This window comes from Streptomyces sp. NPDC045287 (genome assembly GCF_056432325.1).
The window spans coordinates 154792-171480 of record NZ_JBWKJG010000003.1; the positions used below are offsets into that span (position 1 = coordinate 154792).

At 70.0% G+C, this 16689-nt stretch carries 12 protein-coding genes and 1 pseudogene; 3 read left to right on the forward strand and 10 right to left on the reverse strand.

Annotated elements, in window-relative coordinates:
• Window positions 1-414: 414 nt before the first annotated feature.
• Together rpoB and AC07D6_RS06575 are read left to right on the forward strand one after the other, a co-directional pair.
• Window positions 415-3900 (forward strand): DNA-directed RNA polymerase subunit beta, encoded by a 3486-nt coding sequence (gene rpoB / locus AC07D6_RS06570; RefSeq protein WP_315876796.1) that lies wholly within the window; start codon window positions 415-417, stop codon window positions 3898-3900.
• Window positions 3901-3995: 95 nt separating this feature from the next.
• Window positions 3996-7895: a DNA-directed RNA polymerase subunit beta' gene (locus AC07D6_RS06575; protein ID WP_315876797.1), complete on the forward strand. Its 3900-nt coding sequence runs from the start codon at window positions 3996-3998 to the stop codon at window positions 7893-7895.
• 69 nt (window positions 7896-7964) lie between these two features.
• Here AC07D6_RS06575 and AC07D6_RS06580 read toward each other — a convergent pair whose 3' ends face one another.
• The 9 genes and pseudogenes from AC07D6_RS06580 to AC07D6_RS06620 all read right to left on the reverse strand — a co-directional run bounded on the left by AC07D6_RS06580 (window position 7965) and on the right by AC07D6_RS06620 (window position 15771).
• Window positions 7965-8231, reverse strand: coding sequence for a hypothetical protein (locus AC07D6_RS06580; protein ID WP_315876798.1), 267 nt, complete (start codon window positions 8229-8231; stop codon window positions 7965-7967).
• Window positions 8218-8451, reverse strand: a complete 234-nt coding sequence (locus AC07D6_RS06585; RefSeq protein WP_479042571.1) for a hypothetical protein — start codon at window positions 8449-8451, stop codon at window positions 8218-8220. Before AC07D6_RS06585 ends, AC07D6_RS06580 begins: the two co-directional genes overlap by 14 nt.
• Window positions 8452-8462: 11 nt before the next feature.
• Window positions 8463-9374: pseudogene (locus AC07D6_RS06590) on the reverse strand (peptidoglycan-binding protein).
• A gap of 117 nt (window positions 9375-9491) precedes the next feature.
• Window positions 9492-10142, reverse strand: a complete 651-nt coding sequence (locus AC07D6_RS06595; protein WP_479042573.1) for a hypothetical protein — start codon at window positions 10140-10142, stop codon at window positions 9492-9494.
• Window positions 10139-10351, reverse strand: coding sequence for a hypothetical protein (locus AC07D6_RS06600; protein ID WP_315876802.1), 213 nt, complete (start codon window positions 10349-10351; stop codon window positions 10139-10141). The genes AC07D6_RS06595 and AC07D6_RS06600 overlap by 4 nt, the downstream gene beginning before the upstream one ends.
• The gene (locus AC07D6_RS06605) at window positions 10348-12723 is read right to left on the reverse strand and encodes a hypothetical protein (RefSeq protein ID WP_479042575.1); all 2376 of its coding nucleotides are present in this window, start codon (window positions 12721-12723) and stop codon (window positions 10348-10350) included. The genes AC07D6_RS06600 and AC07D6_RS06605 overlap by 4 nt, the downstream gene beginning before the upstream one ends.
• Complete coding sequence (locus AC07D6_RS06610) at window positions 12710-13969, reverse strand: hypothetical protein (RefSeq protein WP_315876804.1); 1260 nt, start codon at window positions 13967-13969, stop codon at window positions 12710-12712. Before AC07D6_RS06610 ends, AC07D6_RS06605 begins: the two co-directional genes overlap by 14 nt.
• Window positions 13970-13994: 25 nt before the next feature.
• Entirely contained in the window at window positions 13995-15065 is a 1071-nt protein-coding gene (locus tag AC07D6_RS06615; protein ID WP_479042578.1) for a hypothetical protein, read from the reverse strand.
• Between the two features lie 19 nt (window positions 15066-15084).
• On the reverse strand, window positions 15085-15771 hold the full coding sequence (locus AC07D6_RS06620; protein ID WP_479042580.1) for a hypothetical protein: 687 nt from the start codon (window positions 15769-15771) through the stop codon (window positions 15085-15087).
• Window positions 15772-15829: 58 nt separating this feature from the next.
• Here AC07D6_RS06620 and AC07D6_RS06625 point away from each other — a divergent pair, with 58 nt between their 5' ends.
• Window positions 15830-16255: a hypothetical protein gene (locus AC07D6_RS06625; RefSeq protein WP_479042581.1), complete on the forward strand. Its 426-nt coding sequence runs from the start codon at window positions 15830-15832 to the stop codon at window positions 16253-16255.
• A 40-nt stretch (window positions 16256-16295) separates the two neighbouring features.
• On the opposite strand, the gene AC07D6_RS06630 is transcribed toward AC07D6_RS06625, so the two are convergent.
• Entirely contained in the window at window positions 16296-16634 is a 339-nt protein-coding gene (locus AC07D6_RS06630) for a hypothetical protein (protein WP_479042965.1), read from the reverse strand.
• Window positions 16635-16689: the final 55 nt, after the last annotated feature.

The following is a 16689-nucleotide window of genomic DNA, read 5'->3' on the forward strand; positions in this document are numbered from 1 at the left end:
GCCTGTCGTACGCCCGGACGCGGACGGAGTAAGGTGATCTTCGCCGTGCGCCCGCGGGGCCGGGGGCCTTGACGAACCGCACGCCGCGCGCAATTCTCAGGACGCGTCGTCACAACGATCCGGAACCGAGGCATGGATCGACGACCGAACGGGCAGTATCGATGTGCGTCGAGGCGCGGGGTACCGCGGAGATGAGAAGAACGAGGGTTGCGAATTACTCGCCCTGGACATCAGTGGGCCAAGTGGCTACACTGACCCTTTGCGCTGCCTGTTAACTGCTCCCTGCCCGTCACCAGGGGCATCCCCTCGCGAGAGCACCGTTGACCGAATGCCCTGACCTGGGATTTCGAGTCTCCTGCTCGGCTTGGGACCGGTACGCGCGTAGTGAGTCCGAGCCCTCGGAAGGACCCCCTCTTGGCCGCCTCGCGCAACGCCTCGACCGCGAATACGAACAACGGCGCAAGCACCGCCCCGCTGCGCATCTCCTTTGCAAAGATCAAGGAGCCCCTCGAGGTTCCGAACCTCCTCGCGCTGCAGACCGAGAGCTTTGACTGGCTGCTCGGCAACGCCGCGTGGAAGGCTCGTGTCGAGGCGGCTCTCGAGAACGGACAGGACGTCCCCACCAAGTCCGGTCTGGAAGAGATCTTCGAGGAGATCTCGCCGATCGAGGACTTCTCCGGGTCGATGTCGCTGACCTTCCGCGACCACCGCTTCGAGCCCCCGAAGAACTCCATCGACGAGTGCAAGGAGCGCGACTTCACCTACGCCGCGCCGCTCTTCGTCACGGCCGAGTTCACCAACAACGAGACCGGCGAGATCAAGTCCCAGACCGTCTTCATGGGCGACTTCCCGCTCATGACGAACAAGGGCACCTTCGTCATCAACGGCACCGAGCGTGTCGTGGTGTCGCAGCTCGTCCGCTCGCCGGGTGTGTACTTCGACTCCTCCATCGACAAGACGTCCGACAAGGACATCTTCTCCGCCAAGATCATCCCCTCCCGGGGCGCCTGGCTGGAGATGGAGATCGACAAGCGCGACATGGTCGGTGTCCGCATCGACCGCAAGCGCAAGCAGTCCGTGACCGTCCTCCTCAAGGCGCTCGGCTGGACCACCGAGCAGATCCTGCAGGAGTTCGGCGAGTACGAGTCCATGCGCGCCACCCTGGAGAAGGACCACACCCAGGGCCAGGACGACGCGCTGCTCGACATCTACCGCAAGCTCCGTCCGGGCGAGCCCCCGACGCGTGAGGCCGCCCAGACGCTGCTGGAGAACCTCTACTTCAACCCGAAGCGCTACGACCTGGCCAAGGTCGGCCGCTACAAGGTCAACAAGAAGCTCGGCGCCGACGAGCCGCTCGACGCCGGGGTCCTGACCGTCGACGACATCATCGCGACGATCAAGTACCTGGTGAAGCTCCACGCGGGCGAGACCGAGACCGTCGGTGAGAACGGCTCGACGATCGTCGTCGAGACCGACGACATCGACCACTTCGGCAACCGCCGCCTGCGCAACGTCGGCGAGCTCATCCAGAACCAGGTCCGCACGGGTCTGGCCCGGATGGAGCGCGTCGTGCGCGAGCGCATGACCACCCAGGACGTCGAGGCGATCACGCCGCAGACCCTGATCAACATCCGGCCGGTCGTCGCCTCCATCAAGGAGTTCTTCGGCACCAGCCAGCTCTCGCAGTTCATGGACCAGAACAACCCGCTGTCCGGGCTGACGCACAAGCGTCGTCTGTCCGCGCTCGGCCCGGGTGGTCTCTCCCGTGAGCGGGCCGGCTTCGAGGTCCGAGACGTGCACCCGTCCCACTACGGACGCATGTGCCCGATCGAGACGCCCGAAGGCCCGAACATCGGTCTGATCGGCTCGCTCGCCTCGTACGGCCGCGTCAACGCGTTCGGCTTCGTCGAGACGCCGTACCGCAAGGTCGTCGACGGCCAGGTCACCGACGAGGTGGACTACCTGACCGCCGACGAGGAGGACCGCTTCGTCATCGCCCAGGCCAACGCGCCGCTGACCGAGGAGCTCCGGTTCGCCGAGAACCGCGTCCTGGTCCGCCGCCGCGGCGGCGAGGTCGACTACGTCGGTCCGGACGACGTGGACTACATGGACGTCTCGCCGCGCCAGATGGTGTCGGTCGCGACCGCCATGATCCCGTTCCTCGAGCACGACGACGCCAACCGCGCCCTCATGGGCGCGAACATGATGCGCCAGGCCGTGCCGCTGATCAAGTCGGAGTCCCCGCTCGTCGGCACCGGCATGGAGTACCGCTCCGCCGTCGACGCCGGCGACGTGGTCAAGGCCGAGAAGGACGGTGTGGTCCAGGAGCTCTCCGCGGACTACATCACCGTGGCCAACGACGACGGCACGTACATCACGTACCGCCTGGCCAAGTTCGCCCGCTCCAACCAGGGCACCTCGGTCAACCAGAAGGTCATCGTCGCCGAGGGCGACCGCGTCATCGAGGGCCAGGTCCTGGCCGACGGCCCGGCCACCCAGAACGGCGAGATGGCGCTCGGCAAGAACCTCCTCGTGGCGTTCATGCCGTGGGAGGGCCACAACTACGAGGACGCGATCATCCTGTCGCAGCGCCTCGTCCAGGACGACGTCCTCTCCTCGATCCACATCGAGGAGCACGAGGTCGACGCCCGTGACACCAAGCTGGGTCCCGAGGAGATCACCCGGGACATCCCGAACGTCTCCGAGGAGGTCCTCGCCGACCTCGACGACCGCGGCATCATCCGCATCGGTGCCGAGGTCGTCGCCGGCGACATCCTGGTCGGCAAGGTCACCCCGAAGGGCGAGACCGAGCTGACCCCGGAGGAGCGCCTGCTCCGCGCGATCTTCGGCGAGAAGGCCCGTGAGGTCCGCGACACCTCGCTGAAGGTGCCGCACGGCGAGACCGGCAAGGTCATCGGCGTGCGCGTCTTCGACCGCGAGGAGGGCGACGAGCTGCCGCCGGGCGTGAACCAGCTGGTCCGCGTCTACGTGGCGCAGAAGCGCAAGATCACCGACGGTGACAAGCTCGCCGGCCGCCACGGCAACAAGGGTGTCATCTCCAAGATCCTCCCGATCGAGGACATGCCGTTCCTTGAGGACGGCACCCCGGTCGACATCATCCTCAACCCGCTCGGCGTGCCGTCCCGAATGAACCCGGGACAGGTCCTGGAGATCCACCTCGGCTGGCTCGCCAGCCAGGGCTGGGACGTCTCCGGACTCGCCGACGACTGGGCCAAGCGGCTCCAGACCATCGGCGCCGACCAGGTCGAGCCCCGCACCAACGTCGCGACCCCGGTCTTCGACGGTGCCCGCGAGGACGAGCTGGCCGGTCTGCTGGAGCACACCCTCCCCAACCGCGACGGCGACCGCCTGATGCTGCCGTCCGGCAAGGCGCGCCTGTTCGACGGCCGCTCCGGCGAGCCGTTCCCGGACCCGATCTCGGTCGGGTACATGTACATCCTCAAGCTCCACCACCTGGTCGACGACAAGCTGCACGCCCGTTCGACCGGTCCGTACTCGATGATCACCCAGCAGCCGCTGGGTGGTAAGGCTCAGTTCGGTGGCCAGCGCTTCGGTGAGATGGAGGTGTGGGCGCTGGAGGCTTATGGCGCCGCGTACGCCCTCCAGGAGCTGCTGACCATCAAGTCCGACGATGTCACCGGCCGCGTGAAGGTCTACGAGGCCATCGTCAAGGGCGAGAACATCCCCGAGCCCGGCATCCCGGAGTCCTTCAAGGTGCTCATCAAGGAGATGCAGTCCCTGTGCCTCAACGTGGAGGTGCTGTCCTCGGACGGCATGTCCATCGAGATGCGCGACACCGACGAGGACGTCTTCCGCGCGGCGGAGGAGCTCGGCATCGACCTGTCCCGGCGCGAGCCGAGCAGCGTCGAAGAGGTCTGACGGGTCGGCCGGCCGGATGCCCCATCCGGCCGGCCCCGCCCAGCGACCCGTACAGACCATTGATTGACACGAACCCTGAGAGGGATTGACGCATAGTGCTCGACGTCAACTTCTTCGACGAGCTGCGGATCGGCCTGGCCACCGCGGACGACATCCGGCAGTGGTCCCACGGCGAGGTCAAGAAGCCGGAGACCATCAACTACCGCACCCTGAAGCCCGAGAAGGACGGCCTCTTCTGCGAGAAGATCTTCGGCCCGACCCGGGACTGGGAGTGCTACTGCGGCAAGTACAAGCGCGTCCGCTTCAAGGGCATCATCTGTGAGCGGTGTGGCGTCGAGGTCACCCGCGCCAAGGTGCGCCGCGAGCGGATGGGCCACATCGAGCTCGCCGCCCCCGTCACCCACATCTGGTACTTCAAGGGCGTCCCGTCCCGGCTGGGCTACCTGCTGGACCTCGCCCCGAAGGACCTGGAGAAGGTCATCTACTTCGCGGCGTACATGATCACGTACGTCGACGAGGAGCGCCGCCAGCGCGACCTGCCGTCGCTGGAGGCCCACGTCTCCGTCGAGCGCCAGCAGATCGAGCAGCGCCGCGACGCCGACCTGGAGGCCCGCGCCAAGAAGCTCGAGACCGACCTGGCCGAGCTGGAGTCCGAGGGCGCCAAGGCCGACGTGCGCCGCAAGGTGCGCGAGGGCGCCGAGCGCGAGATGAAGCAGCTCCGCGACCGCGCCCAGCGCGAGATCGACCGCCTCGACGAGGTGTGGAACCGCTTCAAGAACCTCAAGGTCCAGGACCTGGAGGGCGACGAGCTGCTCTACCGCGAGCTGCGCGACCGCTTCGGCACCTACTTCGACGGCTCGATGGGCGCCGCCGCGCTGCAGAAGCGCCTGGAGTCCTTCGACCTGGAGGAGGAGGCCGAGAAGCTCCGCGAGATCATCCGCACCGGCAAGGGCCAGAAGAAGACCCGCGCGCTCAAGCGCCTCAAGGTCGTCTCCGCCTTCCTGCAGACCAGCAACAGCCCCAAGGGCATGGTGCTGGACTGCGTCCCGGTGATCCCGCCGGACCTGCGCCCGATGGTGCAGCTGGACGGTGGCCGCTTCGCGACCTCCGACCTGAACGACCTGTACCGCCGCGTCATCAACCGCAACAACCGCCTGAAGCGGCTTCTCGACCTCGGCGCGCCCGAGATCATCGTGAACAACGAGAAGCGCATGCTCCAGGAGGCCGTCGACGCGCTCTTCGACAACGGCCGCCGCGGCCGCCCGGTCACGGGCCCCGGCAACCGTCCGCTGAAGTCGCTGTCCGACATGCTCAAGGGCAAGCAGGGCCGGTTCCGCCAGAACCTGCTCGGCAAGCGAGTCGACTACTCGGCGCGTTCCGTCATCGTCGTCGGCCCGCAGCTCAAGCTGCACCAGTGCGGTCTGCCCAAGGCCATGGCGCTGGAGCTCTTCAAGCCGTTCGTGATGAAGCGCCTGGTCGACCTGAACCACGCGCAGAACATCAAGTCGGCCAAGCGCATGGTCGAGCGCGGCCGCACGGTCGTGTACGACGTGCTCGAAGAGGTCATCGCCGAGCACCCGGTGCTGCTGAACCGTGCGCCCACGCTGCACCGCCTCGGCATCCAGGCCTTCGAACCGCAGCTGGTCGAGGGCAAGGCCATCCAGATCCACCCGCTCGTCTGCACCGCGTTCAACGCGGACTTCGACGGTGACCAGATGGCCGTCCACCTGCCGCTCTCCGCGGAGGCGCAGGCCGAGGCGCGCATCCTGATGCTGTCCTCGAACAACATCCTCAAGCCGGCCGACGGCCGTCCGGTCACCATGCCGACCCAGGACATGGTGCTGGGCCTCTTCTTCCTCACCACGGACGAGGAGGAGCGCGAGGTCAGGGGCGAGGGCCGCGCCTTCAACTCCACCGCCGAGGCGATCATGGCCTTCGACGCCCGGGAGCTGTCGCTCCAGGCGAAGGTCGACATCCGCTTCCCGATCGGTTCCGTCCCGCCCCGCGGCTGGACGCCCCCGGTCAACGAGGACGGCGAGACGGAGTGGCAGCAGGGCGACAGCTTCCGCCTGCGCACCACCCTGGGCCGCGCGCTCTTCAACGAGCTGCTGCCCGAGGACTACCCGTTCGTCGACTACACGGTCGGCAAGAAGCAGCTCTCCGAGATCGTCAACGACCTCGCCGAGCGCTACCCGAAGGTCATCGTGGCGGCGACGCTCGACAACCTGAAGGCGGCGGGCTTCTACTGGGCCACCCGCTCCGGCGTCACCGTCGCCATCTCGGACGTCGTCGTCCCGGAGGCGAAGAAGGAGATCGTCCGCGGCTACGAGGCGCAGGACGAGAAGGTCCAGAAGCAGTACGAGCGCGGTCTGATCACCAAGGACGAGCGCACGCAGGAACTCATCGCGATTTGGACCAAGGCGACCAACGAGGTCGCCGAGGCCATGAACGAGAACTTCCCGAAGACGAACCCGATCTTCATGATGGTGAACTCGGGTGCGCGAGGAAACATGATGCAGATGCGCCAGATCGCGGGTATGCGCGGTCTGGTGTCGAACGCCAAGAACGAGACGATCCCGCGTCCGATCAAGGCGTCCTTCCGCGAGGGCCTGTCCGTGCTGGAGTACTTCATCTCCACGCACGGTGCCCGTAAGGGTCTCGCCGACACGGCCCTGCGCACCGCCGACTCGGGTTACCTGACCCGTCGTCTGGTGGACGTCTCGCAGGACGTGATCATCCGCGAGGAGGACTGCGGCACCGACCGCGGTCTGAAGCTGCGGATCGGCGTGCGCGGCGAGGACGGCGTCCTGCGCAAGGCGGACGACGTCGAGACGTCCGTGTACGCGCGGATGCTCGCCGAGGACGTCGTCGTGGACGGCAAGGTCATCGCGCCGGCCAACGTCGACCTGGGCGACGTGCTCATCGACCAGCTCATCGCGGCGGGTGTCGAGCAGGTCAAGACCCGCTCGGTCCTCACCTGCGAGTCCGCGGTCGGCACGTGCGCGTACTGCTACGGCCGTTCGCTCGCGACCGGCAAGCTGGTCGACATCGGCGAGGCGGTCGGCATCATCGCCGCCCAGTCCATCGGTGAGCCCGGTACCCAGCTCACGATGCGTACCTTCCACACCGGTGGTGTGGCCGGTGACGACATCACGCAGGGTCTGCCGCGTGTCGTCGAGCTCTTCGAGGCCCGTTCCCCCAAGGGCATGGCGCCGATCGCCGAGGCCTCTGGCCGCGTGCGGATCGAGGAGACCGAGAAGACCAAGAAGATCGTCATCACGCCGGACGACGGCAGCGACGAGACGGCGTACCCGATCTCGAAGCGCGCCCGTGTCCTGGTCGGCGAGGGCGACCACGTCGAGGTGGGCCAGAAGCTCACCGTGGGTACCGAGAACCCGCACGACGTGCTGCGCATCCTCGGCCAGCGGGCCGTTCAGGTCCACCTGGTCGGCGAGGTGCAGAAGGTCTACAACTCGCAGGGCGTGTCGATCCACGACAAGCACATCGAGATCATCATCCGGCAGATGCTGCGCCGTGTGACGATCATCGAGTCCGGCGACGCGGAGCTGCTGCCGGGCGAGCTCGTGGAGCGCTCGCGCTTCGAGCAGGAGAACCGTCGCGTGGTCCAGGAAGGCGGCCACCCGGCCTCCGGCCGTCCGCAGCTGATGGGTATCACCAAGGCGTCGCTGGCGACGGAGTCGTGGCTGTCCGCGGCTTCCTTCCAGGAGACGACCAGGGTCCTGACGGACGCGGCGATCAACGCCAAGTCCGACTCCCTGATCGGCCTCAAGGAGAACGTCATCATCGGTAAGCTCATCCCGGCCGGTACGGGCCTGTCCCGCTACCGCAACATCCGGGTCGAGCCGACCGAGGAGGCGAAGGCCGCGATGTACTCGGCCGTCGGCTACGACGACATCGACTACTCGCCGTTCGGCACGGGCTCCGGCCAGGCCGTTCCGCTGGAGGACTACGACTACGGTCCGTACAACCAGTAAGCGAGTCGCCTGACCGAAGGGCGGTCACCCCGCGAGGGGTGGCCGCCCTTCGGCGTGCGGCGGCTCCGGTCAGCGTCCGGCCAGCTCCCACAGGGCGAGTACGAGGCCGGCGCTCGCCGTCAGCGCGGCGATGCTGGCCAGCGGCCAGCGGGCGCGTTCGAGGGCGTCGAGCCGGGTCTCCATGTCGGCGAGCTGCTTGTCGGTCTGGTCGCTGCGCTGGACGAGCAGCGCGAGCGAGCCGTCGACGCGGGCGAACCCGGCCTCCAGCGTGCCCCGCAGCCGTTCCAGCTCGACGGCGACGGTCACGGGGTCGCTCGTCTGGTCAGACTCGGGCATCGGCGCCCCCCGGGGTGGTGCGCAGCCAGGCCGGTAGCAGGCGCTGGACCGCGTCGAGGGCCATGATCCGGGTGAGCGCGCCCGCGACCGCCAGTGCCCCGGCGACCCAGGGCAGGGTCGCCGGGACGCCGGAGGCGTCGACGATCGCGGGAAGCACGACGGCGATGCCGACGGCGGACTGGAGGACGGTGCGGGCCGTGCGCTTGGCGGCATCGGACACGGGGTGCTCCTTTACGGGGTGTACGGGACCTTCAGCACGTTCCAGGAGGCGGCGCCCGGCCAGCCGTCGGCGTCGGAGCCGCGGAAGCCGAGCTTGCGCTGCCAGGCGGCGTACGACCGGCGGTCGGCTTCCGACCAGCGGGGGCCGGGGCCGACGCGGTAGTGGCCGCAGCCTTCGGCGACGAGCCGGCGGCCCATCGCGGTGACGATGGGCGAGCTGGGGTTCGACCGGAAGAACGAGGTGCCGGGGAAGGGTTGGTAGCGGGGGGCGGCGGGCTTGGGCGCGGTCGGCTCCTGGGCCGAGGGGGCCGCTTCGAGCCGCTGGTGGATCCGCTCGCGCATCCCGGCCATGGCGAAGCCGCGCGGGTCGACCTTCTGGTCGGACCACTCCAGGTGGCCGATGACGGACTTGGCGCCCCAGCCGTGCGCCCGGCACAGCGCGGCGCCCACCCGCTCGACGGCGTCGAGCTGGGCGGCCGGCCACGGGTCGGCGCCGTTGCCGAGGTTGACGCACTCGAAGCCGTAGAAGCGGGCGTTGCCGTCGACGGCGTTCGCGCTGCCCTGGTGGGCGCGGGGGGCGGGCGGCCGGTCCCGGTACGTCTCGGTGATCACGGCCTGGAGGACCGACGGGTCGCCGCCGCCGGCGTGGTTGGCGCGGCCGTTGCCGACGAGGTGGACGGTGCCGTCCTTGGCGATGACGCCGTGGCACAGCGGGCCCGGCAGGCCGGCGTGGCCCCGGGCGCACAGCTCGACGGAGGAGGCGGTGCCGCTGGTGACGGTGTGGTGGATCATCACACCGGCGACGGGGCCTCAGGCTCCGGTGTGGTTGCGGTTGCGGGTGCGCCAGCCGGGGTGCTCGACGACGGTGACGCCCTCGGCGCGCAGGGCGGCGAGGAGCCGGTCGGGGGAGAGGGGGGCTGCCATCGGTGGGCCTCCTCGTCAAGGGTACGGAAACGCCCGGCCCGCCGCGCGACGGCGGGTCGCGGGCGGGCCGGGCGTACGGGACGGGTCACCCCGCGGGGGCGGGGCGGGGGGACCGGGTCACATCACGGGGTCGATGCGGATGAACCGGGTGTCGAAGTGGCCGGCGCTGGTGGTGGCGGCGGTGCGGTAGGCGGGGGTGGCGGTGTGGGTGGTGCCCACGGCGAGGCCGCCGACCAGGAACTGCGTCGACACGGAGGACCGGTTCGGGGTGTTGACCAGCGCGGCCCGGTCGTCGGAGGCGGCGAGGACGACGGCCCCGGCGGAGTTGCGGACGTTCGCCGACATGTACGAGCCGACGTTCGCGGCGGAGGAGTGCATGTAGCAGCCGACGGTGATGATGACCTGGCCGGAGGCGGGCACGGTGAACACGGCGTTCATCGGGTCCCCCACCGCGTCGGTCAGGGTCTCCGCCCACGCGGTGCTGGTGGTGCTGCCGCCGTCGAGGTTGACCCGGAAGACCGGCACGGGTCCGACCGGGGCCCAGGCCGAGCCGGTGTAGTACATCAGGCGCCCCGGCGAGGCGATCCACGCGAGCATGCCGGCCACCGGCGTGGGGATCTTGGTGTCGCGGTCCGAGGCGGTGCCGAAGCGCAGTACGGTCCGCCCGTCCAGGGTCTGGGCCAGGGACTGGAGGTGCGCCGGCAGGTCGGCCGGGTCGCTCGGCTGCGGGTAGGGCAGGCCGCTGAGGGGGGTGTACTGGATGGTCATGCGATCTCCTCCTGTTCGCCGCCGGAGACGGGTACGACGGGGGCGGTGTCGGGGGTCTGGGTGCCGGGAACGGGCGGTTCGGGGACGGGGGCCGGCGGGACGGGCGCGGCGGGGTGCTCCTCCAGGAGCACCTCGACCGGGTACGCGGGGGCTCCCGGCGGCTCGGTGGTGACCTCCACCGGGTCCGGTGCGGACGGGGTGTCGCTCACAGGCCGCTCTCCTTGATCTGCCGCCAGGTCAGACCGCTGCCCGAGAGGCTCCCGAGGGTGGGGTGGGCGGCGGCGACGGCCGCGTAGGTGGTGCCGACCGGCAGCGGGGCGCGGTCGGAGGGGGTGTCGGGGGTCAGGTCGCTGTCGGCGGGGAACCCGTTGGTCCGGGTGCCGCGCAGCGTCAGGGTCTGCTGGACGGTGCCGGGGGACGTCGACGCGGTCTTGATGCCGACGACCCAGGCGAGGGTGTCCAGCGCGGCGCCGCTGGAGTCCACGACCCGGACGACGTCCCCGAGCTGGATGCGCGGGTCGTACAGCACCTCCACCTCGCCGAGGACGGGCACGGGGTACTGGCCCGCCGCCCGCATGGCGTGGGCGAGGTCCTGGGCCGCCCGGTAGTCCTGCACCCAGTCGCCGGCCTCGGCGCAGTACTCCTGGCGGCCGTAGTACTTCTCGCTCGTGCTGCCGGGGGCCCAGGAGGTCGCCTGCCGTTCGACCGGCTCGGTGGACGGCTTCAGGGTCTGGATGTGCACCGAGGGCTTGCCGTCCTCCGTGACCGTGTAGAGCCGCCGGGAGGTGCGGTTGGTGAACCGCAGGACCAGGTGGCCCTCCTCCCGCCGGGCGAAGATGTCCACGGCGCCCTTGACGGCGTCCGCGCCGGCCGCGTTGGCGGCCGCGAAGCGCACCGAGAAGCCGGGCGCGACGCTCTGGTCGTCGTCGACGTTGGGCGGGCCGATGTCGAACTCCTCGTCGGCGAGGACGTACTTGAGCGTCACCGACGAGTCGCCGGGTATCTCGCGCACCACGGTGTCGTTGTAGGAGGTGCCGTTGGCGACCTTCACCGACGACCAGTCCTTGTACGGCTGCACGCAGTAGTTGCGGCAGGCGTCGATCTCCTCGGTGACGGTGAGCGCGGCGATGTCGCGCAGGGACGTCAGGGTCAGGTCGGCGGCCGTGGGCTGCTTCGCGAAGCGCGTGTAGTTGCGCCAGTGGAAGACGCCCCGCTCGTCGAACTCGGCGGTGGACATGCTCGCCTTGGCGATCTGGGTGATCACCTCCCACTGCGAGCCGGACACGCGCGGGATCGTGTGGAGCGGCAGGATCGCCTCGTCGAGTTCCACCTCCTTCGTCCAGGTGCCCGTCTGGGCGAACTCGGCGTTCGTGGGGAAGGCGGTCAGCCCGCTGGAGAGCTGCACGGCCTCGGTGGCGAGCTGGGTCACCAGTCGTAGCTGGTAGAGCTCGGCGGCGGGCTGCGCCGCGGAGGGGTTGGTGAAGGTGGCCGCACCGAAGGCGTAGTGCCTCCCGTCCGGCCCGGTGAGGACGGGCTGGACGGTCGGCAGGACGGAGCCGCCGGCCGGCGTCGTGTCGAACAGGCCGCCGATGTGCCAGACGCCCCGCTGCTCCTTGAGCGCCGAGAGGTTCCAGTAGAAGTACGTGCCGCCGCCCTCGCGGGTGCCGGAGTGCATGAAGATCTGGCCGAGCGAGAAGTCGACCGCCAGGCGCAGCCGCCCGGTCTGGGTGCCGGTGCGGTTGAGGTCCACTTCCAGGGCGACGGTGGAGCCGAAGCCGACCGCGCTGTTCACCCACGCCTCGGCGAACAGCCGGCTGCCCGGCACGGTGACCCGGCTGCGCGGGAACCACGTGGCCGTCATCGCGTGCGTGTCGGGTGCCGCGGCGTGCGGTACCAGGGCCATCTCGTGCGGGGCGCCCTCCCGGCTCCAGCCGTAGTGCCGGGCGTCGGGGACGATCTCGGGCTGCCCGTAGGTGGCGGCGAACCCGCCGTGCAGGGAGGCGTACACGAGGGTGAGCGGCGCGCCGGCGCTGAACTCCGGGTAGCGCGGCGGCGGGGAGGAGTGCAGCCCCGCCTGGCGCAGCAGCTCGTCGACGCACCAGGTGGCGGTGGCCACCGGTCGCCGCCAGTAGAACCCGGCGTACGGCTTGGGCAGCTCCGCCGGCCCGTGCAGCCGCTCGGCCCCGTCCAGGGCGGTGAGCTGCACGGTGTCGGTGCCGGAGGCGGCGGAGCGGTTGCGTACGGTGCCGCGGAAAGCGGGCAGGGTGCCGGCGTCGGTGCCGTACGTGTGGACCACGGACTGGCCGGGGCGGGCGATGTCGCCGGTGGCGCGCGGCGCCCACGGCGAGTACAGGGCAGGTGCCGAGGCGCCCGCGGTGCCGGAGACCTGGAGCTGGAGCTGGGCCGCGGAGCTGCCGGAGAACGCGCGCATGGCGTCCGGCAGGTCGGTGCTGTAGCTGCGTTCGAGCTGCCAGGACTGGACCTGCTCGGTCACGTCCCGGCCGCCGAGGCGGGTGGTGTGGGCGGTGGTGCGCGACCCGGACTCCAGCGTCCGGGTCAGCTCCTCGTCAGAGGCTCGCACTGGTCACCTCCACCAGGTCGATCGAGATGTTCCGGTACGGCAGGGGCCGGGCCGGGGAGTCGGTGTAGCCGGTCACGGCCATGACCGGGCACCCGTCACCGGGCAGTTCGGTCACCGTGGGGTCCACGTGCAGCAGCTTCGCCGGGCCGATCCGCGACTGGAACGCGCTGGTGGCGGAGGCGAAGGTCACGGTGGCGGACACGTGGGTGGCGCCGGCCGGCACGGTGGCCGGGGCCCAGCCGGTCGTCGCGGCGAGCTGTGCGCCGGCGGCGTCGTGGAACGCGAGCACGCAGTTCTCCGCCCTCGTCCGCACGGCGGCGGGCAGCACCAGGCCGACCAGGCCGGAGCCGGGCGGCAGCGCGTGGCCCTTCTGGGCGCCGTTCACGAAGGTCAGCGTTCCGGTCGTGGACGCGGCCAGGGACGCCACCGCGTAGCCGGACGCGTCGGTGGACAGGGTGACGCCGGTCGCCGACCACTGGGTGAGCGCCCCCCTGCCCGCGGCCTGCTCGGCGGGGAGCAGGTTCGCCGGGGCGGTGGGCACGTGGTCGTCGTCGATGGTCAGGACGGCGCCGTCGAGCCCGTACGTCCCGATCTCACCGGTGACGCCCGACGGGGTGACCAGTGCGGCGCCCTCGGGGACGGTCGCGACGAGGGTGTGCCCGGTGTCGGCGGCGGACGTCAGGTAGGTGCCGTTCGCGTCCCGCCAGTGCAGCCGGGTCGCGCACGGCCCCGCCCGCCAGGACGTGGGCAGGGTGAAGCGCACCCGCATGCCCGGGACGACGGGGAAGCCGGCGCGGGGCCTGCGGTGCCAGCTGAGCTGGGCGGTCGTCGTCAGCGCCTTCCAGACGTACGTCTGGGGCTGCGCGCCCGGGGCGGTCGACACCTCCAGCTTGCCGCTGCCGCTGACGGAGGTGTACCAGGAGTTGTACGGGCTGCCGGCCGCGACGCGTCCCTGCGCCTGCAGCGGGTCGAGCAGGTTGCGGGCCACCGGGTCGAGGACCTCGACGGGACCGGGCCCGTCGACGCGCCGGGCCAGCCGGTCGAGGTGCGCGGCGTCGTCCTGGCCGAGCCGGTCGAAGGTGAGCTTGATCCTGCGGGGGGCGCGCCGGGGCGCGATCGTGGTGACCTGGCCGCCCAGTGAGGTGAACTGGGAGACGCCGAGTTCCGCACCGCGTTCGAAGCCGGTGGCGGCCTGGCTGATCTCGCGGAGCTGTCCGGGCAGGCCGACCCAGAGGTTTCGTGCCATGGGGAGCCTCCTTCCTTGGTGCTGGCTATCGGCGGGCGAGCTGCCGGTGCCCGGCGATCACGGCGCGGGCGATGGTCTGGCCGTCGACCTGGACGTGCACGGGCCGGTCGGCGAGGCGCTCGACCGCTTCGGCGAGCCGGGCGATCTGGGCGCGGCCGCCGCCCTGGCCGATCATGCGTTCCAGCTTGCTGAGCGGGATGACGGCCTCGTGCTCGCCGGCCTCGCCGATGAGGGCGAGGGTGCCGCCGTTGCGGGGCTGGACGATGCCGCCCTTGGCGAGGTGGGGGATGGGGATCTTCGGCAGGTTGATGGAGAAGCTCTTGCCGCCGAAGACCGGGACCCAGCCGGGGATCGAGACCTTGAAGCCGTTGAGGGCGCCGATGATGGTGTTGACGGCGGTGGCGAAGGCCCGGAACGGGGCCAGCATCACGTTGCCGATGCCCTTGAGGATCGGGGTGATGACCCTGGTCGCCGTCGACACGGCGTTCTGGATCGCCTTCATGCCCGACTTGAAGCCCCTGGTCACCACGGACACGATCTTGTCGACGTTGACGAACTTGGCGATGAGCGGCGCCAGCAGCGTCATGATCAGGCCGAACGGGCTGGCCGCCATGGCCAGGTTGAGGCCCTTCTGCGCGAGGCTCGCCCCCTTGAGGCCCTTGGACAGCCCGCCGCCCATGGTCCTGCCGGTCTTGTCGGCGCCCTTGCCGGCCTTCCCGACCGACTTCTCGACGGCGTCCGCCTGGCGCTTCACGTCGCGCAGGGCGTTCTTGGCCTTGTCGGCGGAGCCCTTGAGCTTGTCGAGCGAGGTCTTGAACTTGTCGGTGCCGCCCTTGGCCTTGCCGAACGAGGTGTTGGCGTTGTTGAGGCCGGTCCGCAGCCGGCCCAGGGCGCTGTTGCCGTTGGTGGCGGAGGTGCGCAGCTTGCCGACGGCGGAGCCGGCCTTGTCGGCGCCGCCGCGCAGTTTCGCCACGGCGGCGGTGCCCTGGTCGGCGGCCGTCTTCATGCCGGAGACGGCGCGGCCGCTCTGCCCGAGGACCTGCGACAACCGCTGGGTCGCCGAAGCCGCGCTCCGGAGCTTGGTCGTCAATGACACGGGGGTGCCACCTTTCGTATCAGAGGGCGTTGGAGAAGCTGCGCAGGCCGCTTTGCACCGAGCGCATCTCGCGCAGGAGCGCGTTCATCTCCGCCCGGGTCTTCCGGGCATCTTCAGCCACCTTCTTGCGGGACTTTTCCGCCTCCTTTTCGCTCTCCTTGATCCTGTCCAGCTTGACCTGCAAGGAATTCGACCTGCTGAGCTTGGAAACCTTTTCGCGGATGCGCTTCTCGATGCGCTCCGCGTCTCTCATCAGCTTGCCCAGCTCGGCTCGGGTCTCGTAGACGAAGGTCTTGTCCTTCGAGTTCTTCGCCGCTTGGCTCTTCTCGGCGACGAGTTTCTTGACCCTCTCCAGTTCCTTGACGTCGTCGGCCAGTTTCTTGCGGTCCTTCTCCCCCTTCCTCTCCGCGCGTTCGATGCGGTTCTCCAGGTGCTTCTTCTGGTCGGCCCACCGGAAGGTCGCGATCTGCTTGCCGCGGAGGGTCACCCCCTTCTCGTCCACCTTGAGGAGGGTGAAATCCGCCTTCACCAGGGTGAGGCCGAGGGCGATGGCCGTGATGTCGAACTTGAGCCCGGTCAGGCTGGTGGCGATGGCGTTGACGCTGTGGCTGAGGTCGCGGTACATCTCCTTGTAGCGCAGCGCCTCTTTTGGATCGATCCACGGCGGGGCGCCGATCAAGGGTTCATTCGCTGCTGTTTGCGACATTTTTCCTCTACTTCCATTGCAGGGTGCCAAGCCCGGCCCGCTACTTCCCGGAGGGACCGTGTCCGTCGGACCGTGGATCGCGTGGTTTCTGCTGCTCTCGCCTGCTCTGGTCGTGAGCCCCGTGGCCGCGGCCTCGCTCCACGTGCATCTGCGCCTGCGCCGCACGGGGGTGCCCGTGGAGGCCGTCTGCGACCACGCCTATCGGAAGAACGGGCGATGGGTGTGCGCCTATCGATATGTCGACAGTGCGGGCGAATCGCACTACGACTTCTCCCAGAAGCCCTATCCGCTGCCGATCCGCGAGCCGGGCCAGCCGGTGTCCGTGGTCTACGACCCCAGGCGCCCGGAGCGGTCGCGCACCCGGTACGAGCTGAGGCGCCCGGTCCCCTGGGCGGGGGTGAACATCGGCACCTACCTCTTCGTGCAACTGGTGCTCGGCATCCTCGGAGGCGCCTATCTGGCCGTCGGGATGTTCGAGCGGTGACCCGCGGAGGGCGCCGGGCCGCGGTGGGCTTCCGGCCGGTTCACGCGAAGAAGCGGCCGAGCTCCTCGGGGCCGGGACCGTCGCTCCCGCTCTCGTCCGCGTCGGCGTCGGCGTCGCTCCCGGTGGGCTCCGACGGCCGCGGTACGGGGGTCGGGTACTCCAGCGGCTCGGCGTCCTCGTCCTGGTTGACGGTGGCGAACATCCAGTTGGCCTCGGCCAGGTGGTCCACCGCGGCGGCCAGGAGGTGGTCCGTCACCGCCCACTCCGCCGCCTCGCCGTGCACCGCGCGGGCGAGCGCGCTGTCGCGGGGCATGTGCCGGACCAGCACCGCGAGCCGGCGGGAGGAGAGCCGGCCGCGGTGCCAGTCGAGCAGGTCCACGCCGTAGTGGCGCAGCAGGTCGGCCTCCAGGGCCTCGGCGTGCTCCTCGACGAGC